The sequence below is a fragment of the Streptomyces sp. NPDC059092 genome, assembly GCF_042756365.1.
Classification (GTDB): Bacteria; Actinomycetota; Actinomycetes; order Streptomycetales; family Streptomycetaceae; genus Streptomyces.
This window is the reverse complement of the sequence record NZ_JBHZEJ010000025.1, coordinates 36,674-59,126: the sequence shown is the minus strand read 5'-3', so window position 1 is coordinate 59,126 and position 22,453 is coordinate 36,674. Positions and strand designations below refer to the sequence as shown.

Here is a 22,453-nt window from a genome sequence, read left to right as displayed (position 1 = left end):
CGTGGGGGCAGGCATGGCGGCGACCGGTGCCTGCGCCCTGCGCCCTGTCCCCCCGTCCCCTGTCCCCCCGTCCCCTGTCCCCCCCCGTCCCGTACTCCGGACTCACTCCACCGGGAAGGCGATGTCGCAGACCTCGTCGGAGGCCGACGCCGCGTCCCAGTCGGCGAAGTAGATCTCACGGCACGGCCCGCTGATGGTGAGCCCCCGCGCCGAGATCCACTCCTCCGCCGCCTGGAAGGCGGAGAGGATCTGCGGGTGCGCCACCTGGGCCTTGGTGATCCGTACGTACGCGAGGTGCCGCGCGGGCTCGACGCGCAGGTCGGCCGTACGGCCGCCACCGGTGGCAGCGGTCACGTACGCCTGCGCCGCCGCCCGGTCCGCGACGGGGACACAGGCCTCGGCCGACCCGTCGGTGTCCAGGCTCATGTCGGAGTGGTAGACGACGAACGGAGCCCCTGCCACGCCCCCGCACTCCCCGGCGACGCCGGTCAGCCGGCCGAGGGCGGCGGGGATCCAGCGGGGCAGTTCGTCGGTGAGCAGATGCCTGCGCTCGGTGAGTACGGCCTGCTCCGGTGCGTCGACGGTCCTGACCTCGTACATGTGCGTTCTCCTGCCTGACAGCCGGTCACGGATATGGGCGGCCACCGCGCTCCGTACGGCGTGGCGCTCCTCGATGCCGGTCCAGTACGCGGCCACCTCGGCCGCCGCCTGTTCCCCGGGCAGCGCGATCACCTCGGCGATCCGCGCCAGCGGCATGTCGAGCTGCCGGAGCAGCGCGACCAGCCGGGCGCGTTCCACCTGGTCGGGGCGGTACCAGCGGTAGCCGGTGGCCGAGTCGACCCTGGCGGGGGCGAGCAGGCCGAGCCGGTCGTACAGCCGCAGCGCCTTGGGCGAGAGCCGCGAGCGCGCCGCGATCTCGCCGATCGTGAGCAATTCCACACCGTCCACGAGGCCCCATCCTCCGTCACCGGGCCCTCCGTGGCCCGGCGACAGGAGGCTGTGCCCTGACCTTGGGGCAAGGTCAACCCGGCGGAGCGGGAGGGGTCGCGGTGGCCACGGGGAACGGGTGGACCAATCGTGGTCTTCTGCTGCCGGAGCGCACCTTGATCCCCCATAGTGAGGCGGCATGAGGTGTGAACGGTGCGGGAACGGCCATGGAGTCTCGCTGCCGGGCATGAGGTGTCCCGTATGCGGCGCGGTCGCCGAAGAGTTCCGGGACGAACAGAGCGGACCGGGCGCGATGGGCGGACCGGGCGGAGTGGACGGGCCGGGCGGAGTGGACGGGCCGGGCGCGGCGGACCCGCCGGGCATGGCGGACGGGCCGGGCGCGGCGGACGAGCGGGATGTGTTCCTGGCGTACCAGCCGCCTCCGGTGGACGAGGACCTCTGGGTGTCCCGGACGATGATGCCGGGGGCCGCGTCGGACTCCGGCGGCCCGGCCGCCGCTTCCTCCTCCGCCTCGCCCGCGCGTAAGCGTCTGCTGGTCACCGTGGCCGTGGTGGCCCTCGGGGGCCTGGGGGTGACGGCCGCCGTGGTCGCCGGTACGGGGGGCGACGCCGGGCGTGATGCCTCCGGCTCCGGGCAGCCGCCGCGGATCGGGTCGCCCGAGCTGCCGGGTCTGGGCGGCGCGGCGACCCCGAGCGCCGACCCCGGAGGCAACGCGGGCGGGGGCGAGGTGGGCGGCGCGGCTGCCGGGCCAGGACCGTCCGCGCCCCCGGCCTCACCCTCCGCCGCGCCCTCCGCCTCGGCTCCGGGCCACGGCCCCGGCGCGGGGGAGTGGGCCGGCCCCGGCTGCACGACCGGCACGTACCGCGAGCACGGCCGCTTCGAGAACGGCAAGGCCGCCTGGTACACCGTGACTTCAGGCGGTTACAAGGGGAGTGCGTGTGACGGCCGGTTCTCCGCCGTACCGATGTCCGGCAGCCCGAACGTCGACGGGGGCTCCACCGCCGTCTGGTCCTGGAAGCTCGACGCGTCGTACGAGAAGTGCGCCCTCGCCGTCTACGTACCGGACAGCGGCCACGACGCGGACGTGGCGGGCGACCCCACCGTCTACCAGGTCCTCGCCGATCCGGCGGACGGCGCCTCCGGCTACAAGGCCTTCGGCGTACGCCAGACCGCGCACCGCGGCAGCCTGGTCCCGGTGGGCAGCTACCCGGTCAAGGGGAAGCTCTTCTCCGTACGGCTGGTCGACCGGGGCCAGGACTGGGGCAGTCAGGAGCGGTTCGGGGCGCATCACGCGGCGGCGCAGATGCGGGTCACCTGCGCGTAGATCGCGGTGACGGCCGGTCAACGGCCGGGTGGAGGGCGCGCCTTGCGGGGGTATAGCAAATAAGTCGCTTACGCCGCAAGCGCATTGACTTTCCTTCAAAACAGTCGCCTGCCATGTGTCTTGTTTCCGCCGAGTCACTTGTGGAAAGGTGAACTTCCTCGTGCACGGCCAATGGCCGCCTTTACGTCATCGCGCGAAATCGCGGGCCGCCTGCCGCGCGGTCCCGCGGCGCCGACAGCGAAAAGGTATGTACCAGTCGAGGGTCTGCTGGTGAGGCCGGAACTTCTGCGTGTCACATTGCGCCCTGGAAGGAAGTATTTCTGTGCACACCCCTCACCCCCCACGCCCTGCCTACCCGCCCCGTTCCGCCGTTCCTCCGGCTCCCGGCCCCGGCCCCGGCCCCGGCCTCGGGGAATCCGACGAACGCCTGCTCGCCGCACTCCGGGCCGGAGCCGGCACCGGGGACACGTACCCCGTGGCGCTGCTGATGGCGCGGCACTGGGAAGCGGTCCACGACTACGCGGCGGTCTGCCTCGCCTCCCCGTCGAAGAGCGCGTCGGTGGTCGCCGCCGCGGCCTTCCAGCGCGTGCTCGACAGCCTCGGCCGGGTCCGTTCCGGCGCCGCGCTGAGGCCCCAACTCCTCGTCGCGGTACGCGACATGGTGGCGTCATGGGCTGCCGCCGAGTCTGTCAGGGATCTCCTTCCCGAACTGCGGAGACCGGCGGTGGCGCGCGGGGCGCGGGCGGTGGTGGCGCACGGGGCCGACCGCAGGAAGCTCGCCGTTCGCTCTTTTCGGGCGATGTCAGGAACCGCGCAGTGCCTGCTCTGGCACACCGAGGTCGAGGCCGAGCCCCTATCCGTACCGGCGGCATTGCTCGCGCTGGATACCGATACGGCGCACATCGAACTGGAACAGGCGCGTGAGGAATTCCGCAGAGGCTGTCTCCGGGCACACATCGAAATCGCCCCGAAGCCGGAATGCCGGTATTACAACCGTCTGCTCGATGTCCCCATTCGCCGTGGCGGCGCCCTGCTCCCCGACGTACGGAACCATCTCGCCGAGTGCGCGCACTGCCGGGACGCCGCCGACCAACTCGCCCATTTCCACGGCAAGCTGGATGTCCTGCTCGCGGAGGCCGTACTGGGCTGGGGCGCCCGCCGCTATCTCGACCTGCGGGCCGACTCCCGTACCGCCGACTCCCGTACCGCCGACTCCCGTACCGCCGATTCCCGTACCGGCGACTCCCGCACCCGCGACTCCCGCACCGCCGATTCCCGTACCGGTGCCGCCGCGCGCCCCGTCGGCCGCCACTCGGCGCCGGGCCGGCAGCGGCTGCTGCCGGCGCTCACCGCGCTGAACCGGGTGTCCTCCGTGGCGCCGGCGCCCTCCCGCGTCCTCTTCGCCGGCCTGGGAGCCGGCTCGGTGGTCCTGCTCGCGACCGTCCTGACCGTCAGCCTGTGGCCCGCGAAGCACGCGCACGACGACTACGGCTCCGCCGCCTCCAGCAGCGCGTCCGCCCCCTACCCCGCGCACTCCGGCTCGGCGGGCGGCGACGGCCAGGCCCCGCCCGACCCCGCCGGGATGGCCACCGGCCCCCAGGACATCCGGCTGCGCAACGCCGCCGTCGGCCTGTGCCTGGACATCCGCGACGCGCGGCTCCGGCGCGGCGCGGAGGCGACGATGGCGACCTGCTCCTCGGCCGGCACCCAGCAGTGGTCGTACGAGGAGGACGGCCTCCTGCGCAGCGCGGCCAGGCCCGCACTGTGCCTGAACTCCCACGGCGCCGACGGAGTCGCCGTACTCGGCCGCTGCGCGACCCGCCCGGCCCGCGCCGCCGACGTACGGTACGACCTGACGGTGCAGGGCGCCCTGATCCCCCGCTGGCAGGACGACCTCGTGGTGACCCCGGCGTCCCGGGACGCCGACGCCGATGTGGTGGTGCGCCCCCGCGACGGCTCCCCGGACCAGCGCTGGCTGGCCGACCGCGTCGCGACGACCACGGGTTCCCGCCCCATCACCGAACCACCCCAGGACCCCGCCGCCTCCAGCGCCGCCTCCACACCCCCTGTCACGGGCCCGTCCTCCGTCACGGATCCGTCCGCGTCGGCCCCGCCGCCCAACCGGCCGGACCCCCTGACCGAGGCCCGGCTCGCGGGGCGCCCCTGACGCCGGGGAGGCCGTTACGCGTCGGCCCCGGCGCGCAACTTCTCGTACAGGAACGGGTCGTGGGCCGAGAAGACCGCGAGGCCGGGATCGTCCGCGCGGTACAGCTCGGCCAGCCGGGCGTGGTTGTCCCGGACCTTCTTCCGGTCCCGGGCGACGAGGGTTTCCATGGCCCGCAGGGCGGCGGGGACGGGCGTACGGCCGTCGAGCGTGCCGTGGTGGTAGAAGGCGTCGCCGGCGTGCAGCAGCCAGCGGGTGCCGGTGTCGACCGCGACGCACGCGTGCCCGCGGGTGTGGCCGGGGAGGGAGACGAGGACGATTCCGGGGGCGACGGCGTCGAGTTCCCTGGCCGCGGCGAACCCCCGCCACTTCTCGCCGTCCGGGGTGTGCTCCACGATCTTCGGGCCGTGCGCCCACTGGGCCGGCCGGAAGCGCATCCTCTCCCGCAGGGACGGGGACACCATGGATCCGAGCGCTTCGTCCGCCGTGAGGTGGATCTGGGCGTGCGGGAAGTCGGAGAGGCCACCGATGTGGTCGGCGTCGACGTGCGTGAGGACGATGTGCCGTACGTCGTCCCGTGCGAAGCCGAGCCGTTCGACCTGGTGGGCGGCGCTCTCCTCGGCCCGGAAGACGGGTCTGACGAGATGCCGGACCGGACCGAAGCGCCGCCGGGGTTCCGCGACGTCCGCCAGGCCGATCCCGGAGTCGACGAGGACCAGCCCGCCCGGCGTCTCGACGAGGAGGACGTGGCAGACCAGCGGCGCGGTCGGCAGGAGCATCGTGCCGCAGTTGAGGTGATGGATCTTCATGGGCGGTTCCCCGATGCCGTCGGTGTCAGACGGCGAAAGCGGGGGGCGTGGTGTGGAGGAGCGAGGGATGGGGCTCGTCACCGGCCATGGAGAGCAGGCCCTTGAGGCAGCGGGCGGCCAGCAGCCAGTTCTTCGGGTTCTTCATGTTCAGGCCGCCGATGAGCTGCTTGAGCATGGTCAGGGTGTCGAAGTAGACCCGTTCGCAGACCAGGTTCTCGTCGGCGTCGAAGAGGAAGTACGCGGTCATCCGCACCCGGAACCGGCTGCCGGTGGCGGGTATCGCGCCGAGCGGGCCGAGGTGGGTGCCGAGCAGCCAGAACTCGGTGATCACGGCGTCGTCGCTGTGGCGGAAGGCGATGATCTCGTGGTCCTGGTCGGGGAAGGCGACCCGGGTGTCGTGGTAGTAGCCGCGTACGGCCGTGCCGCCGTCGTGGACCTGCATGGTCGGGATCAACTCGTAGTGCGGGTGCGGGAATGTGGACAGCACGTCGTCCCACTCCTGACGGACCTCGTCCCGGAAGTGGTCGAGGACGAGCTTCTGGCGGGCCGCGCGGATCTCAGCGGTGATCATGGGGGTCTTCTGCTCCGGTCGTTCAGGTCGTGTGGTGGATGGCCCGGTGGGCGAAGGTCGGCGTCGTACCCGGATTGGTCCAGGACGCGGTCAGTTCGCTGGAGGGGAAGAACTGTGGGAACCGCGGGTCGGCCTGCGAGCGGTCGACCAGCGTCTTCTCGATGACCAGGGAGTTGTACTGGTCGGCGGTGGTCTCGACGGTGTTGGCGTTGAGGACGACCTCCTGCCCCCAGGCACGGGCCCAGCGGGCGATACCCGGCATCCGGGAGTGCTCGGGGGCCAGGCACTCGGCGGCGATGGCGTTCTCGCTGCTGGCCCAGATGCCGGTGGAGGTGTTCAGGACCAGGGTCTGGTTGCCGAAGACGTGGCCGGGGGTGTCGACCACGGCGACGCCGGGCCCGAGTACGAGGCCCCCGTCGGCGGCGAGGAAGGCGTCGGGGCGGACGTCGCGGTAGGTCTCCGGCTGGTACCAGGGCCGCTGGAGCGGGTGCAGCTCGGACATGGCGCGCAGTTCATGGCGCTGCACGATGACCTTGGCGTTCGGGAAGACCGGTGCCACGGCGCCACCGAGATCGGCCTGGGGGCGGGTGGTGCCGACCCAGCGGCGCAGGTCCTGGGTGTGCAGATGGTCGAACATCAGGTAGTCGACCTCGTCGGGCTCGATGCCGAGCCGCGCGAGATGCCCCTGTACGGTGCCGTGTTCCGTGGTCAGCAGGGTGCGCACCGGTCCGGGGGTACGGCGGGCGAGGGCGGCGAAGTACGGGGTGTTCCGGCCCAGTTCCACATCGCTGGGCTCGAACAGCAGCGTCCGCCGCCGGCCGCCGCTCTCGGTCCACCGGATGACGAGCATGCGGTTGGTGATGGACAGGAACGGGGCGATGGCCTTGCTGGCCCGGAACAGACCGAACGAGGTCGGGTAGGGGAGGGTGACCAGATCGCAGGTGGTCACGCTGTCGGGCGTACCGGTGGTGGCGAACTCGGCGCGGAACGCCTCGGCCCGGGTCCGCGCGAAGGCCAGCTTGGCACCGTACCCGCCGGGGACCTCGGCCAGGCCGTCGAAGGCGGCGACCCGCGTACCAAGCGTGGGCATGTCAGCGATATCGGCGTCCTGCCAGGCGAGCTTCATCGGGCCTCCCGCGCCGGCGGGCCCGGGAGGCCGCGGCGGCGGTCTGCCGCGTGGACACGGGCGGGAGGCCGCCCCGGCCCGGAGGTCGCGACGTTCCGTAACTCCTGGCCGGGCCCGGTGCCGAGGAGCGGCACGCGCAGGGTCTTCGTCATCAGTGGATCTCCGAAGCGTGAGTGCGGCGTACGAGCCGGGGGCTCCGACCGCGAGGGTCTGTGCGGCCAGAACACTTATGGTGTACGTCTTCGGCGACGCTAGACTTGCGCTGTAAGTGATGTCAAGGGCCGCCGATACGATCGCCGCGCCACGCCCCCGCCACTGACCGACCCGCGCACAGGAGGCTGACCGGATGAGCGTCCGAGGAACCGGCCGGGGCAGGCGCCTCGGGCTGACTCGGGAGAAGGTGATCGCCGCGGCGCTGAAGGTGATCGACCGCGACGGCCACGACGCCTTCTCCCTGCGGCGGCTGGCCGCCGAGCTGGACGTCGAAGCCATGTCGCTCTACAACCACGTCCCCAACAAGGAAGCGATCCTGGACGGCGTCGCCGACCTGCTGCTCGCCCGGATCGACTTCTCCGGAGCGGACGCCGGCACCTGGCAGGACCGCATCCGCGCCCACGCCGACGCCTTCCGCGCCGCCGCCCAACAACACCCCAAGGCATTCCAGTTGGTCTGCATCCGCCCCACACAGTCCCGGGCGTCCCTGGAATCCATCCGCTCCCCGCTCAGCGGCCTCGCCGAACTCGGCCTGACGGCGGAGGAACAGGTCCACGCGCTGCGCGGCTACGTCGCCTACATCGTCGGCACGATCATGCGCGAACTGGGCTCCGCCATCACCGTGGGCACGGTCGACCCCGCCCACGTACGGCAGCGGATCGACGAGATCACGGCGACGGGGGACCCCCTCCTCGCCTCCACCGCGCCCCACCTGGCCGTCAGCGACCACGACGTGGAGTTCCACTACGGCATCGAACTGCTGATCGCCGGCCTGGCGACCCGCGCAGGGGTCCCGTACGACGGCGGCCCACCCCCTCGGGCCCCCCGCCCTCCCGCACACTGACGGCCGCGTCGCCCCGGCAGCCACGCCGGATCTCGGGCGATGAACATGCACAGAGCCGATCTGCCCGGCGACGACAGCCGCGCCACTGCGGCGGCCACCGGATTCGGTCTCTACGGCGCACGCGAGGCGGAAAACTGTCGGCTCTCCGGGGAAAAGATCGAACTGGCCTGTCCGTTCGGTACGGTCCGCGATAGTGGTCCCCGGATCGTTGTCCAGATAGATGGAGTGGACTGGCCGTGACACGAATAAACAGTGGAATCGGACGCATTCTGACAGTCGGTGTGATGGCTGTGGCGTCCGCGTTGTCCATGAGTTCCCCGGCTTCGGCCGGTGCCCAGGCGGCAGCGAACAGGGTCTGCGCCAAGGTGTACGTGCAGGGCTCCGGCTGGACGGCCGAACAGTGTGCCAACGCCGGACAGTCCGTGTCGGTCGGCGCGGCCGGAGGGGGGCGCGCGATCGAGGCCGTTGAAATGGCGGTCGCCGGGAGCAGTCTCTGTGCCAGGGGCTATCGGCAGGGCAGCGGGTGGGGGGCTGAGAAGTGCGCCGCGTCCGGCACCCGCATCACGCTCGGCTCCGCAGGTTCGGGGCTGCGCCTGGAATCGGTGATTTTCGGTGTGCAGACGGGGACGATGTGCGGCAACTCCTATGTGCAGGGCGTGGGCTGGAACCCGGTCTGGTACTGCGGGGTCAACGGCGAGACCAACGCGATCGGCACCACCGGGCAGAACAAGCGTATGGAGGCCGTGTCCTTCATGATCTGTCGGTCGATCGAGAGCTGCTGACCAGCTTTCCGTCGCGGCCCGATTGAACAGAGCCAGGCGGAAGACGTCTGGCCCGCAGGAACGGCCGTAACAGCTCCGCCCCGCCCAGGGGCGGAGTCAGGGCCCTGGCGTGTGCCTCGGACGTCTGGTTGATCATGTGATGCCGTAGAGGACGCGGGCGAGGGCGCGGTGGCGTTCGGTGTGGGCTCGGCGCGACGCGAACCCGGCGACCAGGCTGCGGACGTGATCCCGCTCGGCGCCCTCACGCAGGGCTTGCGGACGGCGTAGATCCTGCTGGCTTATTCGGTCAGAACCCGTCTTTGAACCGCCGAGCCGTCCGCGTCCGTCACGGCCTCACGGCCAGCGGGGCTGCTTCCTGACGCGCCTGGGAAAAAAGTTGCGGGCCGCTGTCGATCCGGCCACGTCCCGTTCGACGTCATAATGTGCGGCGCCTCGCCACACGATGGCGCGACAGGACCTGACGAGGAAACACGTGGATCAACTGCTGAGAGTCATGAACTTCAACGTCTCGAGTGACGGTATCGGTGCCGGTGAGCACCAGAGCCTTGAGCGGCCGTTCGGCCTCGACCATCCCGAGAGGCTGTTCGCCTGGGCCGGAGCCACGGCGAGCTGGCCCATGCGCACGGATCCCGGCGGGAGCCGGGGCCTCGACGACTACTTCACCCGAGACTTCGCACGCAACATCGGCGCCGAGATCATGGGCCGCAACAAGTTCGGGCCCCAGCGCGGGCCCTGGCAGGACCATGAGTGGCGCGGCTGGTGGGGCCAGGAGCCCCCGTTCCGCACCCCGGTGTTCGTCATGACCCACCACGAGCGTCCGTCATTCACGCTCTCCGACACCACGTTCCACTTCGTCGACGACGGCCCGGCCACGGTCCTCGATCGGGCGCGGGAAGCGGCGCAGGGCAAGGACGTCCGACTCGGCGGCGGGGTAACCACCATCCGGCAGTTCCTTGATGCCGGCCTCGTCGACACCATGCATGTGGCGGTCTCGCCAGTAAGGCTCGGGTCCGGACTACGGCTGTGGGAGTCCCCTGATGAGCTGCTCGACCGGTTCCACCTGGAGGTCGTGCCCAGCCCGAGCGGCGTGACACACCACCTGTTCTGGCGAAGGTGACGCCAGAGCCCACTCGGGGCGGCTGAAAAGGCTGGCCGGGCACTCAACGAGGACCAGCCGTTCAGCCGATTCGCCCTGATCAAGGGTTCTCACGCGGCGAGTGAGAGGCCGAGGCGGGCCAGGTGGCTGACGCGGGTGCGGTCGAGCGGGTGGCCGTTCCACCAGGCATCGAGGCGAATGAGGTTGAGTGCAACAGCGGAGAAGACGTGCTCCAGGTGGGTCCTGTGGAGACCGAGGTAGCGGGCACGTCTTATCCCGGTGACCGCGACGGCCTGGTGGATGGTTCCCTCGATGCCGCGCGGGTTCCGTACCTGGCTCGCCACTGCTCGTCGCCCTGCTGGAGGCGTGCGTGGTCTAGGACTTCTTGCACCTCGCGGGGTTGCAGGGAGAGGGTCCGGCCGCCGGTCTTCGAACGGGTGCACTGGTCGCGCACCCGGCAGGGGCGACATGTCTCCTTGTCGAACTTGATGACGATGGCTTGGTGCCGCGCAGGGTGGCGGGGCTCCACCAGGTGCTGGTGTCCCCGCGTGGGCAGGTGGCCTGCCGCTTGTCCCAGTCGATGGTGAACGCGGTGCGGTCGGAACCGGCGCCGGCACGCGCCTGGGGTGAGCTGTTCATCAGGACCGGGGTGACCAGGGTGACCCCGGAGTTCTTCTTCATGCCCGCGATCAACTCGGCGGAGGCATAACCGGAATCGAGGAAGTGCTCGGCGGGCAGGAGAGCACGGGCGGCGAGCAGGTGATGGACCGGTTCGGTCATTTCCGCATCGGTCACTGTGGCGTCGGTGGTCGCGATGCCGGTGATCAAGCGCGGCGGCGGTCCGTCGGCTCCGGGGATCAGAGCCCGGCCCTCGGCAGCCGGGTCCTGGTCATCGGCATCGTCGCAGGACTCGCTGATGTGGATCTTGTAGCCGGTCGACCAGGAGCCCTGTTTGAGGCCGTAGCGCGCGTCGGTGTCGTACGGAGAGGCCAGCCGCAGTCTGCCGGGCGGGAGGTCTTTACTCTCCCGCCGCTTCACCTCCGCCCCGGCCTCGGTCACAGCCCTTGAGCGCGGTCAGCAGCAGGTCGAGCACCTTCTCCTCCATCCCGTGCCCGACCAGTCGTGTGCGGAACTCGGACAGCACCGAGGCGTCGAACCCGGGATCATCCAGCTCCAGACCGAGCGCGTACTTCAGATCCATGCCGTACCGCCCCCTCGGCGAACTCGGCATCCGCGAACAACTCGCCCAGCTCGTCAGGGACCCGCATCGCCAACGGATACGGGCCCCGTACCGCCACCACCCGCGCCACCTGCGCAGTCAGCTCAGGCACCTTCGGCCACGGCCTCGGCTGCATCGACATTCCACACCCCACCCGCGACCGGGAACGCCAAGACGGCCGCTGCTGTCCTGCCCAACGAGCAGCCGGCCCCGCCGGACACGGAATAAGCCAGCAGGATCGGCGTACGGGGCAAACGGGAGCAGCGATGGGAGATGGCGTCGGGACGGACACGGCACCTTCGTGGATCTTGAAGCGTAGAGAACTCCATGATCCAGAGGGGCCGTGTTCGCCTGCTTCGGGGGCTCGCCGCCGACCTGGTATTTCGGCACGTACCAACCGGCGGGAGTCGGAAGGGTTTCCGTCACCAGGTTTCGGAATTCCCATTCCGATTCCCGGCGGTCCGTGCGTCGACCGAATCCGCCGGGCCGTACGGGGGTGAACATCACCGCGCAAGGCCGGGTACACCGTCGAAGTGGCCCACTGGGGGCTGCTCCTGGCCCTCTGCTCTCCTGACGCGGCCTTGCCTCGCGAGCCGTTACGGGTGGAGGACCTTCTCCTTGGCCTGGCGGAACTCCTCGTCGGAGATGTCACCGCGGGCCCGGACCTCCGAGAGCTTGGCGAGTTGGTCCGCCGCACTGGAAGGCCCGGTGGCGCCGACCGCCTCGCGCATGTAGCGGTTCGTCTCCTCGATCTTGGTCCTGGCGTGCTCCTGTTCGCGCCTGCCCATGCCCTTGCCCCGGGCGACGAGGTAGACGAAGACGCCCAGGAAGGGGAGGACGATCGTGAAGACCAGCCATCCCGTCTTGGCCCAGCCGCTCATGGAGTCGTCGCGGAAGATGTCGACGACGACACGGAAGAGCAGGAAGATCCATATGACCCACAGGAAGATCACCATGATCGTCCAGAAGGCTCCGAGGATCGGATAGTCGTAGGCCAGATTCACGTAGCTGCCCATCGCTTCTCCTGTTGGTGTCGTTCGTGTCGAGGTCGCGGTGTGTGAGGGGCGGGGGCCGCCGGCCCTTGGCGCTCCAAGCCGGGAACCGACGCTCCGGCCGGCCCGGCCGCCATGGCTGCCCTTTCCGAAGCGGTTCAGCCCGGACGCGTCGCTGATGGCTCGGGCGGCGGCCACGACGCGGGCGCTGCCCGCCACAGGGCCGATCCGCCACGAGCGTTCCCCGGACCTTCTCCAGCGGCACGCCGGCTTCCGTGGCCGAGCCGACTGGAGGGGTGGGAGGAGGCAGTCCACGCTCTCCGAACATGCGAGCGCCACGACGTTGTCCGCCGCGGTGTACCCGGTCGCCCCGCCGACCGCCTGCCGCGCCGGCCGCCTGCCGCGGCCGGGACCCCGCACGGCTCAGGCATCCGGTGACGGCGACACAGGCACACTCATGGTCGCGATCCGCTCCCGCCGATCACTGCCCCGCTAGTCGCGCTTGTGGCGCTTATTCATATTTCGTCCATCATAAACAAGGCATAAGGGTGCCGCATGGCCAAGGAGGGGTCATCGTGCCCGTAGCCGACCCGCCCCGCAGAGAGGCGAGGCCCGGAGGCTGATGGCCGGTGACCTTGGGGTGCTGCGAGACCGACCGCGACTGCGCGGGGAAGACCACGGCCGGCACCGCCGCCCCTGTCCGCTGCCCGTGCGCAAGCCGGCCGGCGTCGCGCACCCACCGAGCCCCCGCCCCGGCCGGGTCGGGCCTTTCCACTCAACCGAGTGAAAGGAGGGCAGAACCGCACACAAGCCGCATGGAGCGGCGTAAGACTCGGCGCCCACCCTGAGAGGACGATATGGCACTCATCTGTCCCCACTGCAAGGCCGCCGAGGCCATCTCCTACGTGGAGAACGAAGACGGCAAGACGCTCTTCCCCTGCCTCTTCTGCGATTTGCCGCCGAGTCCGGGTTCCACGAACCGCACGTCGACGGCGTCCGCCCAGTGCGCCGCCCGGCTCTGCGGCGGAGTGATCCACGACCACTACGAGTACGGGCCCCGCGGTCGCCTGATCACGGTTCGACGCGAGCCGTGCGGGATCTGCGGATCGTCCAGAACGGGAGTTCACGATGGCTCAGGTATCCGAGGTCGTGCCTTGCCCGAAGCCCGGCTGTGACGGGTCACGGGCGGACATCTGGGACACCGACGAGAAGGGCAGGAAGAAAGCCAGGGCGGGAAGCCACGCCCGCCCTTCCCGCCGCCTGACGCTGCTGATTTCATCCCCTCGGTCGACTGAACTGACCTTCCGTCACGTGTCGACCTGACCGACCCCGGCGCCGTCCGGACGATGACCGACCGGGTTCGTGCCGAGGCCGGTGCGATCGGCATCCTCGTGAACGACACCGGGGTCTACCCACGCGCCCGTGGCGGGACACCGTCGAGGCTGCCTGGAACTACTTCCTCGACGTGAACCTCACCGCGCATTACCGCGCCTGCCCCGCGATGACCTCCGGCATGGTCCAACGGCACCGGGGTCGCATCGTGAACATCGGCAGCGTCAACGCCCGCGCAGGCCGGACTCCTGGGCCTCCCCCGATCCCCCGCCCGCGAACTGGGCGCGTACGGAGTCTGCGTCAACGCGGTTCTGCCGGGCGCCATCCAGGTCGAGGCCGAGAGCGCGATCCTTGCCCGTCATCGCGCCCGCCCGACGGACCAGATCAACCGCCAGTGCGTTCCCCGTCAGGGACGGTCCGAAGACGTGGCGGGGCTTGTGGCGTTCCTCGTCGGGCCCTCCGCATCGTTCATCACTGGGCAATCAGTCCACGTCGATGGCGGCCGGCTGCTGCACTGAGACCGTCAACAAGCAAGGAGACAGAGCCGAATGATCGAACGAGTCCGAGCCATCCTCGGCACAGAGGGCGACACGATGCTGGTCATCCGCCGAACCAAGCCCGGAGTTCCCGTGTACTGGGTGCTTCCCGGCGGAGGCGTCGAAGCCGACGACGCGTCGGGCCGGCGCCAGGTGCGCGGGCCCCGGCGGGGGAGTGCCTGGGGGAGATAAGGAAGGGTCTTCACTCATGAGAACTGAGAACTGAGAACTGAGAACTGCGCCGCCCTGCCAACCTCACACCGCGATTCATCGGCTGTACGAGGAAAACTCTCCTCCGCTGATCCGGCTCTGCCGACGCTCGAACACTCCGTACCAGGGCCGTCACGCCCCTACCGTCCACACGTTGTGTAGGTGGAGAATCACTTTCCGTACCAACACTACAGGGGATGCCATGACCAACCCGTATCAGCCGCAGCCGAGCCCATTCGTCACCGGACCTCTCCCGGTTGCCCGGCCCCGCATGTTCAACTCCACCCTTGCCAAGGTGATCTGGGTCTTGGTGCCGATCGTCACGATCAGCATCGGCGCGGCGGTGCCGTTCGTCGTTGCCGCGGTGAAGGGCGTCATCAAGCCCTGGCTGGCAGCCGTCTACGTCGCGGCCGAGGTGCTGATCCTGGGTGTCAGCACGGCAGTGAACGGCGAGAGCCCGTTCCTCGGCATGTTGATGATTTTCCTCATCGTGGCCTCGGCGACGCACACTTCGTTGCTCGACAACGACCGTGTGAACATCGGGAAGTAGTCCTCTGCCCGCTGATGCCTCGTTGCCCGCCAGCAACGGGGCATCTTCGCGGGAAGGGGACCCTTGGGGGACGCGATCGAAGTGTGCGGCATCGCCGTCATCGACGGTTGGCGGTGCACCTTCCAGGTGCTGGTGGAGTGGCTCGGTGCCGAGTGGGCGCCGTTGGTACGGCTGGCTGCTTTCTCGACCCTCTTCTTCGGCGAGCTGGCCGCGCTGCGTCGCAAGGACATCGATCTGAACGGCCGCTGACAGTGGTCCCCTGAGCGCAGGCCGAGTTGCATGACGGGCGGCTCTTCGACAGGGCGCCCAAGTCGGCCGCTGGTGTCCGAACGGTTACCTTCCCCGCTGAGCTGGTCGTTGAGATCAGCCACCACCTGAAGCACTACGCCGCCGTTGGTCAAGAGGGTCACAGGGTCCGACTGGGTTGCTACAGGCCATCCGGCACTCGGCGTAAAGCCTGCGGCGGGCAACCTGTCGTACGACCTCCTGCCCGGGCGCGGGCGGGTCGCCCAGGGTGGGGACGTGGGCGCAGTGGCACGGGGCTCCTGAAGCGACAAAGTGCCAGCCCGGGTGGAAACCCCTCCCGGGCTGGCACTTCTTCCTGTGCCCTCGGCAGGATTCGAACCTGCGACACCCGCTTTAGGAGTTCGATCTCTCCCCGGCATGGGCGGCCAGTCACGCGGCTGTGCCGTTTTTGCTGGACCATCGAGGAGTGCTGGCGTCCGGTGCCGTTGATGTCACTTGTGGATGTCAGCACGATGCGACCGCACGCGCTCACTGGCACGATGGCCCCGTGATTGATCTGGAGCGCATCAGAGCAGAGCGCGTGGCCTACTTCCGAGCACTCGATGAGAGCGCCACCTTGCGGCACCACTTCCGCCATGCTGACGAGGACGGCGGCCTACGGTACTTCGAGGCGGACCCCGACCGTGGCAAGTTGACCGTCATCAAGCGAGCCGAGCTGACTCCGGCCAGCCAGCTCCACCGGTACAGCTGGGAGCACCTGGAGGACAAGCACGGCTTCCTGACAGACCAGGCGCTCGACACCGAAGAGGACCCGGTGGAGACCATCCCGGCTGAGGAGTTCCAACACGCGTGGACTCGGTGAGCAGGTTGAACAAACACTTTAGGAGAGAGGAGGGGAGCAGGGCCGCTGGTCTGGGGGCTCGATACGCGCTGGGCTGTAGAGAACTCGACCGCGAGACATCCTCGTTGACCGTGACTGACCTCTGCATCTGGCAAGGCAGTGGCATGAACCCCAGCCGACGAAAGTCAGCCACGACGGTGGGTGCGCCGACCGACCAGGCGCGCGTATGCCTCGCTGCACTCCCACCGGCCTCCATCCCGCTGCCAGTGTCGTTGACCAGAGCAAGCCGCGACGGCCGACAGGTGCTGACGGTGCCTGAGCCCTCAGCTTGGGAAACTGCGAGCATCTGGTGGCCGTTCCGGGCGCTGAGCTGGGCGAAGCGTGGGGGAGCGGCCTTGTCGGGCGCGGCTGCTTTCACCGTGGTTCCCCGCTGTTCCCCGCTCGTTCTGGTGCGCTAGTGGTGCGCACCGGGCCCATCCATAGTCCGGCCTGCTCGGTTCAGGCCTTCTCGCCGGGGTGGGCGCACTACCGTTGGGCATATGAAGGTCCGTCACAATGTTCGTGCGGTTCTGTTCGATGGCGGTCAGCTGGTGTTCCTGCGCCGAGGATGGCCGGGCGGCACCTCCTACTACACGACCGTCGGTGGGGGCGTCGAAGCTGAGGATGCCGACCTCGAAGCGGCTCTACGCCGTGAAGTGATGGAAGAGATCGGTGCCACGATCGGCCCGGCGAGCGAGTTCCTGACCTTGACCGAGCCGGGCGGCAAGGTCACCGTCGTACAGCACTTCTTTCGCGCTGACGTGCTGGACATGGATCTCAACCGCCGTAGCGGCCCTGAGCTCGGCGATCCCGACATAGGCGACTTCTCACCTGTGCGAGTCTCGTTGGACGCATCAGCCGTGAGACCGCTCGAACTCCATCCGCCCGAACTCGCCGACTACCTACGGGAGCATGTCGAGAATTGGGGCGCTTGAGGGGTGGCGCCATGGTCAAACCTTGGGCGATGACTGCTTCGTCCCGAAGCAACTTGGGTGGAGGCGGTGCCTCGGGCCGGTGTGCTTCTCACGTGCGCTGATGGTCTGCGGGCGTCCGTACTCGTCCGCCGTTGTTCGTCGGCGTTGTCACGCAGTTAGACACTCACCCAGTGCGCCTCCTGGTGCAGGAGATCATTGCACGTCAGCTCAATTCTCCGGGCTTAGGCATGGCTGTATCAGTGCCGCAGAAAAACAGGCGTGAACTGGGCCGCCATGGGCATCTGTCATTGGCGGCCGCCATTTGTCACTGCTGAGCAGCCTCGGACGGCCCAGGGACGGTTCGACGCAGGCGTCCCGCCCGGCGACCGTTTGGTCGCCGGGCGGTTTACCTTGTGGATCAGAAGGCCCCCACCGACATACACGGTGGGGGCCTCGCCTGTGGGGCCAACCTCCCCGGTGGACTCCCGCAGGATCCCGGGAGGCGCGTCTCAGACGCATGTGGGGAGCCACGCCTGCCCCTGCCGTTGTCAGCACTCTACGACGCCGACGCTGCTGATTTCATCCCCTCGAACGAGTGAACTGAATGTTGGTCAGCCGTGGGGATGTGGCATCCATGTGGCATCGATCATGAAAACAGCCCCTCGATCCGACTGGACCGAGGGGCTGAAATGGCCTCTCACCTGCGTCTTACTACTGTGCCCTCGGCAGGATTCGAACCTGCGACACCCGCTTTAGGAGAGCGGTGCTCTATCCCCTGAGCTACGAAGGCGGGCCTTGCGTGAAACGTGGATGAATACTCTGGGTGATGATTCGTCCGTGTCGGGGCAAGGTCCTGGGCTGCCCGTGGGGGCAGTCCAGGACAGCGTAGCGGATGTGGGCGGGGCGGTGGTGGCTGCCTCGGCTGGCCAGGGTTGGGCCGTTGTCTTCGGTGGTTTCGGCGTCGGCGTCGGCGTGGGTGGGGTCTTCGGTGTGGCGGGCGTGGCTGGTGGCGTTCTGGGCGAGCGGGAAGCCGAGGATGGCGAGGCTCTGTGCTTCGGCTCCGAAGGTGATCATGCGGCGGTTCCATAGGGGGCGGTCGAGTGGGGAGGGGTTGGGTTCGGTGTCCTGGCGGCCTCCGGGAGGTTTGGTGGGTGCGGGTGGCGAGGCCCGCGAGGGCGACAGAGTTGCGGCCGGCTGGTTGGTGAGTGCCTGGGCGCCGCAGGCGGTGTGGTGGGCGGGGGTGATCCGTGCTGGGCGCCTGTGGGGTGGGCTGCGCCGCCGGCGGTGTATGCGGGGGTGGGCTGCGGTGCCGGCGGTGTGGGTCACCGAGTCTTCCGGAAGCGAGCCTGAGCACGCGCATGCCGCAGAGTGCCCAACGCGTGGGTACGCGGCTCCATCACGGGCACCACGCGGCCCGTCCGCCGCCGTGCGGCTGCCCGCGAGGATGCCGACGTTCGCCCGAGCGTCCGCCCACACCGCGACGGCTCCCCGGAGTTGTAGCCTGGGCCGGATCGAGGGAGGGCGAAGGATGGACGCGGAGATCACCCTGTTAGCCGGCACCGCCGGGACGACGATCGCGTCGCTGCTGGCGACCGACGCGTGGAACGGCGTACGGAACGGGGTGCTCGCGCTCTGGCGACGTGTCCGGCCGGACCACGAGGAGCACGTCGCCGTCCAGCTCGACACCTCGCGCCGGGACCTCCTGGACGCGCGTGCCGACGGTGACGAGGAGGCCGAGCGGGAGATCGCGGCGGAGTGGCGGGGCCGCGTACGCCGTCTCCTCGTCGCCCACCCCGAGCTGGCGGCGGAACTGCGCTCCCTGCTGACCGAGCTCGCCCCTGGCACACGCGCCACCACGACCGTCACCCAACACGCGACCGCCTCCGGCGACTCACGCGTCTACCAGGCCGGCCGCGACCTCATCATCGACCAGCCGTGACCGGCCGCAACGACGGCCGGGCCAGTGACCAGGGGCGCGTCTACCAGGCCTCCGGCGACCAGCACATCGTCGAACACCACCATCACGGCGCCGCCTGGACCGGACCGGACTCGGTGCGGCGTCCCCCCGTCGGCCGGGCACCGGCCATCCTCCGGGATCGCGACGAGCTGATCGGACGCCTGAAGGAGGCGGTGACCGAGGGCGCCGGAAACACCGTGTTCGTCCTGCACGGCCTGGGAGGCTGCGGAAAGACGGCCGTGGCGTGCGCGCTCTTCGACCACGCCACCGGGGAACGCGGACGCGTGGGCCTGTGGGTCAACGCCTCCGACCAGGCATCCCTGCGGGCCGGGATGCTCGCGGTGGCCGCCGACCGCGGTGCTCTGGACGGTGAGCTGATGGCCGCGCGCAACGGCCTGCGCGCCGCCGCCGACCTGGTCTGGGACCACCTCGACCGGTCCGACCGGCCCTGGCTGCTCGTACTGGACAACGCCGACGACCCGGCGGTGCTGCGGGACGGCGGGTGGCTGCGCACCAGCCCGCGCGGAACCGTCCTCGTGACCACACGGCAGGCCGCCGGTCACTGGTGGCCCGCCGCCGAGCTGCTGCATGTCGGTGTCCTGCCGCGTGAGGAGGCGGCCCAGGTCCTGTGCGATCTGGCCCCCGGAACGGGTTCCGCCGAGGACGCCGCCGCCATCGCCGACCGCCTCGGCCGCTTGCCCCTCGCCCTCACCCTGGCCGGCGGGTTCCTGGCCCACCAGGTGATCGCTCCCTGGACCATGGAGGAGTACGGGCGTCGTCTGGAGGAGCGTCCTGACCCCATCGAACTCATCGACCAGGGCGCCACGGACGCGGACAACGACTCGCGCCATCTGGTCAGCGGAACGTGGCAGCTCTCGCTGAACTCTCTGGTGCGGCAGAACCTGCCCGAGGCCGTCACCCTGCTCCGTCTGCTGGCCTGCTGGTCCAACGATCCGCTGCCCCTGTCGCTGCTGGCCGACGCCCGGCTCGACCTGCCCCTGCCCGCCGACCGGGTGGAACTGGCACTTCGGGGACTCCTCGACCGCTCGCTCACCGAACTCCTTCCCGGCGACATCCGCTGCCTGCGCACGCACGGGGTGCTGCTCGACAGCGTCGCGCGCGTCACCCCGGCCGGTGAACGCGACGGACTCGCCGCCGTGGCGGCCGGAATTCTGCTGCGCTCGCTCCCCGCGTCACCGGAACGCGGCCTGCGCGACAGCCGGCTCACCGTCCTCGCCCCCCATGTCATGGCCCTGCTCCGCCGCGTGATCACCTGGCCCGAGACCACGGTCGGCACCGCCGAGTCCGCGGCCACCTGCGCTCTGCGGCTGGTGACGGCGCAGCATCGATCCGGCGACTACGCCTCCGCGCTGGCCGCGGCCGGACAGGCGGCGGATCTCGTACGGCGGCGGCTGGGCGACGATCACGTCCTGGTGCTGCGCCTGCGGCAGCGGATCGGGAAAGCGACCGATCGTCTGGGGCGCCTCGAAGAAGCGGCGCGTCTCCACCGCGAGCTGCTCGACGACCTCGAACGGGTCTGTGGTCCCGAGGCACCGGACACCCTGACCACCTGCCTTCATCTGTCCCGCCCGCTGACCTGGCTCGACCGGCCGGCCGAAGCGGTGCGGCTGATGCACAGGGCGGCGACCGGGCGAGCCGCGCTGCTGGGGCCGTGGCATCCCCTCACGCTGGAGGCGAGGGCGTGTCTGCTCGAACTGCCTCCCGGACCGGAAGTGGACCGCGAGGTATCGGCAGGACCGGGCCTGGTCGCCGACTGCCGCCGTGAGCTCGGCGCGGACCACCCGATCACCTTGTCGGCCGATCTCAACTGCGCGGGAGCGCTGCTCAACACAGGACAGCACGCTGAGGCGCTGTGTGCCTGTTTTCGAAGTCCCCCGGTTGAGTTCGCCCGGCTCAGATTCGAACGGGTGGTTCCTAACCCATGCGGCTGGCCGTCGTTGAGCGCGTCAGGTCGTTTCGTTCGGATTACCCATCGAGTTGGGCCCTCGATGGCTTCTGTAGCCTGCTGTCAGCTGTGTGTCGGGGGGGAGCTGACGTGGTGAACATCCTGTCCGTGGCCATCGGGGCTGGTTTCGGCCTCATAGGGGCCGTGTTCGGATCTTGGTTCACTGCGCGCCGACAGGACCGGATGTGGCTGCGCGAACAGAAGCTGAAAGCCGGGGTCGGCTTCAACACCGCCGTGGTCCAGCTCATCGACTACCTTCGGGAAACGCAGCTGAGTGACGACGGCGCCGGGGCTAACGAACTGGCGGGCCGGATGCAGGAAGCCCGGTCAGCCCTCTACCTACTGTGCGCCGACGACACCGTCGATCTCGCCGATGCTCTCGCGCGTCGGGTCTGGAGTTCCCGGCCCAGCGAGGGCAGGGACGACAGCAGGGCCGAGTACAGGGAGACGGTGGATCTCCTTCGCCGCTTCACCCATCAGCTCCGGCAAGAGATCGCCAGGACGTAGTCTCAGTTGGTTCTTCGGTGGGAGGAGCGGTGTAGATATCGCAGTTTGGCCGGTGCGCCCCGAGGAGATGACGCTGTCCTTGAGGACGGTCAGTCCCGTGCGGCTTCCCGGGAGGCCGGCTGTCCGTTCCGGCGGGTGATGCGCCTGGTCATGATGGTGGTCGAGGCAATCAGCCCCGGTGTCGCCGGTTGCGCAGACGCAGGCACGGTGGTGCTGCGAGGATCGAGCAGGCCGGAGACGCGCGTGGCGTCTGGGTGGGGCTGCTGACGAGCAGCGCCAAGATGATCAGTCGCGTTGAGCCTCGCTGGAGTCCGGCTGTCCGCTCCTGCGGGAGCTTCGGCGGGTGATTCGCCGGGTCATGAGGGTGATCGCGGCCCAGGTGATCAGTGATTCGGAGTGCTGGATGAGCCGTTCGTAGTCGCGTGCGTGCCGGCGGGCGTGCATGATCCAGGCGTGGGAGCGTTCGACGACCCAGCGTCGGGGCAGGACGACGAAGCCGGGGGTGTTCTTCGGGCGGCTGACGGTCTTGATCGTCAGGTTCAGGTATGTCTTCGCCCAGGTCACGAGCTGTCCGGCATAGGCGGAGTCGGCCCAGACGATGGTGATCTCGGGGTGCATCAGCCGCAGCCGGAACAGCACTTCCTTCGCCGCGTTGCGGTCGGTCATGTCGGCCGGGGTGACCATGACGAACAGGGGCAGGCCCTTGGTGTCCACGACCAGGTGCCGCTTGCGGCCGTTGATTTTCTTGCCCGCGTCGTAGCCGCGTGAGTCCTTCCCGACGGTGTCGGCGGCCTTCACCGACTGGGAGTCGATAACGGTGGCGACCGCGCCGGGCGCCCGGCCCATCTCGCGGCGGATGCGCTTGCGGAGCTGGTCACGGATCTGTCCGACGACGCCGCAGGCGGCCCAGCGGGCCATGAATCCGTAGCAGGTCCGCCAGGGCGGGAAGTCTTTGGGCAGGGCCCGCCACTTGCAGCCGGTGTCGACGACATAGCGGATCGCGTCGACGATCTCGCGGCGCGGGTGCTTCTCCGGGCGCCCGCCGGTCCGGGTCTCGCAGGCAGGGACCGGCAGCAGCGGTTCGATTAGTGCCCACTCATCGTTCCAGGTGTCCGAGGGGTAGCAGCGTCGCCGCGGCAACGGCTTCTCCCTCCTCAAGACGGGGTGGTGGGGGGGGGCGCGGGGCGGGGGGGCCCCCCCCGGCGGGGGGGGGGGAGTCGGCGGAGAAAACAAACGGTGTAGAGGCCCGCGTGGTGAGGGGGTTTAT

At 69.7% G+C, this 22,453-nt stretch carries 22 protein-coding genes, 1 tRNA gene and 3 pseudogenes; 15 read left to right on the top strand and 11 right to left on the bottom strand.

Features of this window, described 5'->3' with window-relative positions; all coding sequences use genetic code 11:
* Window positions 1–102 precede the first annotated feature (102 nt).
* Entirely contained in the window at window positions 103–948 is an 846-nt protein-coding gene (locus ACFXPL_RS17170) for a MerR family transcriptional regulator (RefSeq protein WP_384919335.1), read from the bottom strand.
* A gap of 226 nt (window positions 949–1,174) precedes the next feature.
* On the opposite strand from ACFXPL_RS17170, the gene ACFXPL_RS17165 reads away from it, so the two are divergent.
* Window positions 1,175–2,272: an adhesin gene (locus ACFXPL_RS17165; RefSeq protein ID WP_384919332.1), complete on the top strand. Its 1,098-nt coding sequence runs from the start codon at window positions 1,175–1,177 to the stop codon at window positions 2,270–2,272.
* Window positions 2,273–2,594: 322 nt separating this feature from the next.
* A complete protein-coding gene (locus ACFXPL_RS17160; protein WP_384919329.1) occupies window positions 2,595–4,439 on the top strand; it encodes an RICIN domain-containing protein in 1,845 nt (614 codons plus the stop codon).
* Between the two features lie 14 nt (window positions 4,440–4,453).
* On the opposite strand, the gene ACFXPL_RS17155 is transcribed toward ACFXPL_RS17160, so the two are convergent.
* Genes ACFXPL_RS17155 through ACFXPL_RS17145 form a run of 3 tightly spaced genes read right to left on the bottom strand, consistent with a single transcriptional unit; the run spans window position 4,454 to window position 6,942 of the window.
* Window positions 4,454–5,245, bottom strand: coding sequence for an MBL fold metallo-hydrolase (locus ACFXPL_RS17155; protein ID WP_384919326.1), 792 nt, complete (start codon window positions 5,243–5,245; stop codon window positions 4,454–4,456).
* Window positions 5,246–5,270: 25 nt separating this feature from the next.
* The gene (locus ACFXPL_RS17150) at window positions 5,271–5,816 is read right to left on the bottom strand and encodes an ester cyclase (RefSeq protein ID WP_384919324.1); all 546 of its coding nucleotides are present in this window, start codon (window positions 5,814–5,816) and stop codon (window positions 5,271–5,273) included.
* A gap of 22 nt (window positions 5,817–5,838) precedes the next feature.
* Window positions 5,839–6,942, bottom strand: a complete 1,104-nt coding sequence (locus tag ACFXPL_RS17145) for a hypothetical protein (protein ID WP_384919321.1) — start codon at window positions 6,940–6,942, stop codon at window positions 5,839–5,841.
* 346 nt (window positions 6,943–7,288) lie between these two features.
* Here ACFXPL_RS17145 and ACFXPL_RS17140 point away from each other — a divergent pair, with 346 nt between their 5' ends.
* The 4 genes from ACFXPL_RS17140 to ACFXPL_RS17125 all read left to right on the top strand — a co-directional run bounded on the left by ACFXPL_RS17140 (window position 7,289) and on the right by ACFXPL_RS17125 (window position 9,898).
* Entirely contained in the window at window positions 7,289–7,999 is a 711-nt protein-coding gene (locus ACFXPL_RS17140; RefSeq protein WP_384919318.1) for a TetR/AcrR family transcriptional regulator C-terminal domain-containing protein, read from the top strand.
* 39 nt (window positions 8,000–8,038) lie between these two features.
* On the top strand, window positions 8,039–8,239 hold the full coding sequence (locus ACFXPL_RS17135; RefSeq protein ID WP_384919315.1) for a hypothetical protein: 201 nt from the start codon (window positions 8,039–8,041) through the stop codon (window positions 8,237–8,239).
* A gap of 44 nt (window positions 8,240–8,283) precedes the next feature.
* Window positions 8,284–8,781 carry a hypothetical protein gene (locus ACFXPL_RS17130; protein ID WP_384919312.1) on the top strand — a complete coding sequence of 166 codons (498 nt, stop codon included), beginning with the start codon at window positions 8,284–8,286 and terminating at the stop codon, window positions 8,779–8,781.
* Window positions 8,782–9,253: 472 nt separating this feature from the next.
* A complete protein-coding gene (locus tag ACFXPL_RS17125; RefSeq protein WP_384919309.1) occupies window positions 9,254–9,898 on the top strand; it encodes a dihydrofolate reductase family protein in 645 nt (214 codons plus the stop codon).
* A gap of 89 nt (window positions 9,899–9,987) precedes the next feature.
* Here the strand turns inward: ACFXPL_RS17125 and ACFXPL_RS17120 are convergent.
* From ACFXPL_RS17120 to ACFXPL_RS17105, 4 genes and pseudogenes are all read right to left on the bottom strand, one after another.
* Window positions 9,988–10,331: pseudogene (locus tag ACFXPL_RS17120) on the bottom strand (transposase).
* Window positions 10,253–10,915, bottom strand: a complete 663-nt coding sequence (locus ACFXPL_RS17115; protein WP_384919306.1) for a hypothetical protein — start codon at window positions 10,913–10,915, stop codon at window positions 10,253–10,255. Before ACFXPL_RS17115 ends, ACFXPL_RS17120 begins: the two are co-directional and overlap by 79 nt.
* Window positions 10,896–11,078, bottom strand: a complete 183-nt coding sequence (locus ACFXPL_RS17110) for a transposase (RefSeq protein WP_384919303.1) — start codon at window positions 11,076–11,078, stop codon at window positions 10,896–10,898. The genes ACFXPL_RS17115 and ACFXPL_RS17110 overlap by 20 nt, the downstream gene beginning before the upstream one ends.
* 614 nt (window positions 11,079–11,692) lie before the next feature.
* The gene (locus tag ACFXPL_RS17105) at window positions 11,693–12,112 is read right to left on the bottom strand and encodes an SHOCT domain-containing protein (RefSeq protein WP_384919300.1); all 420 of its coding nucleotides are present in this window, start codon (window positions 12,110–12,112) and stop codon (window positions 11,693–11,695) included.
* A gap of 1,441 nt (window positions 12,113–13,553) precedes the next feature.
* Here ACFXPL_RS17105 and ACFXPL_RS17100 point away from each other — a divergent pair.
* From ACFXPL_RS17100 to ACFXPL_RS17075, 6 genes and pseudogenes are all read left to right on the top strand, one after another.
* A pseudogene (locus ACFXPL_RS17100) lies at window positions 13,554–13,604 on the top strand (hypothetical protein); the annotation flags it as partial.
* A gap of 52 nt (window positions 13,605–13,656) precedes the next feature.
* Window positions 13,657–13,938, top strand: a pseudogene (locus tag ACFXPL_RS17095) (SDR family oxidoreductase); the annotation flags it as partial.
* Window positions 13,939–14,368: 430 nt separating this feature from the next.
* Window positions 14,369–14,716, top strand: coding sequence for a hypothetical protein (locus tag ACFXPL_RS17090; RefSeq protein ID WP_384919297.1), 348 nt, complete (start codon window positions 14,369–14,371; stop codon window positions 14,714–14,716).
* A 63-nt stretch (window positions 14,717–14,779) separates the two neighbouring features.
* Window positions 14,780–14,965, top strand: coding sequence for a hypothetical protein (locus ACFXPL_RS17085; RefSeq protein WP_384919294.1), 186 nt, complete (start codon window positions 14,780–14,782; stop codon window positions 14,963–14,965).
* A 544-nt stretch (window positions 14,966–15,509) separates the two neighbouring features.
* Window positions 15,510–15,824 carry a hypothetical protein gene (locus ACFXPL_RS17080; protein ID WP_384919293.1) on the top strand — a complete coding sequence of 105 codons (315 nt, stop codon included), beginning with the start codon at window positions 15,510–15,512 and terminating at the stop codon, window positions 15,822–15,824.
* Between the two features lie 518 nt (window positions 15,825–16,342).
* A complete protein-coding gene (locus ACFXPL_RS17075; RefSeq protein ID WP_384919290.1) occupies window positions 16,343–16,777 on the top strand; it encodes an NUDIX domain-containing protein in 435 nt (144 codons plus the stop codon).
* 696 nt (window positions 16,778–17,473) lie between these two features.
* Here ACFXPL_RS17075 and ACFXPL_RS17070 read toward each other — a convergent pair.
* Window positions 17,474–17,546, bottom strand: a tRNA-Arg gene (locus ACFXPL_RS17070).
* Window positions 17,537–17,830, bottom strand: coding sequence for a hypothetical protein (locus ACFXPL_RS17065; protein WP_384919287.1), 294 nt, complete (start codon window positions 17,828–17,830; stop codon window positions 17,537–17,539). The genes ACFXPL_RS17070 and ACFXPL_RS17065 overlap by 10 nt, the downstream gene beginning before the upstream one ends.
* 454 nt (window positions 17,831–18,284) lie before the next feature.
* On the opposite strand from ACFXPL_RS17065, the gene ACFXPL_RS17060 reads away from it, so the two are divergent.
* From ACFXPL_RS17060 to ACFXPL_RS17050, 3 genes are read left to right on the top strand one after another with little or no spacing between them, the layout of a single operon-like run.
* On the top strand, window positions 18,285–18,695 hold the full coding sequence (locus tag ACFXPL_RS17060) for a hypothetical protein (RefSeq protein WP_384919284.1): 411 nt from the start codon (window positions 18,285–18,287) through the stop codon (window positions 18,693–18,695).
* Window positions 18,692–20,776 (top strand): tetratricopeptide repeat protein, encoded by a 2,085-nt coding sequence (locus tag ACFXPL_RS17055; RefSeq protein WP_384919281.1) that lies wholly within the window; start codon window positions 18,692–18,694, stop codon window positions 20,774–20,776. Before ACFXPL_RS17060 ends, ACFXPL_RS17055 begins: the two co-directional genes overlap by 4 nt.
* A complete protein-coding gene (locus tag ACFXPL_RS17050) occupies window positions 20,770–21,186 on the top strand; it encodes a hypothetical protein (protein ID WP_381897724.1) in 417 nt (138 codons plus the stop codon). The genes ACFXPL_RS17055 and ACFXPL_RS17050 overlap by 7 nt, the downstream gene beginning before the upstream one ends.
* 285 nt (window positions 21,187–21,471) lie before the next feature.
* Here ACFXPL_RS17050 and ACFXPL_RS17045 read toward each other — a convergent pair whose 3' ends face one another.
* Window positions 21,472–22,326, bottom strand: a complete 855-nt coding sequence (locus ACFXPL_RS17045) for an IS5 family transposase (RefSeq protein ID WP_384919278.1) — start codon at window positions 22,324–22,326, stop codon at window positions 21,472–21,474.
* Window positions 22,327–22,453: the final 127 nt, after the last annotated feature.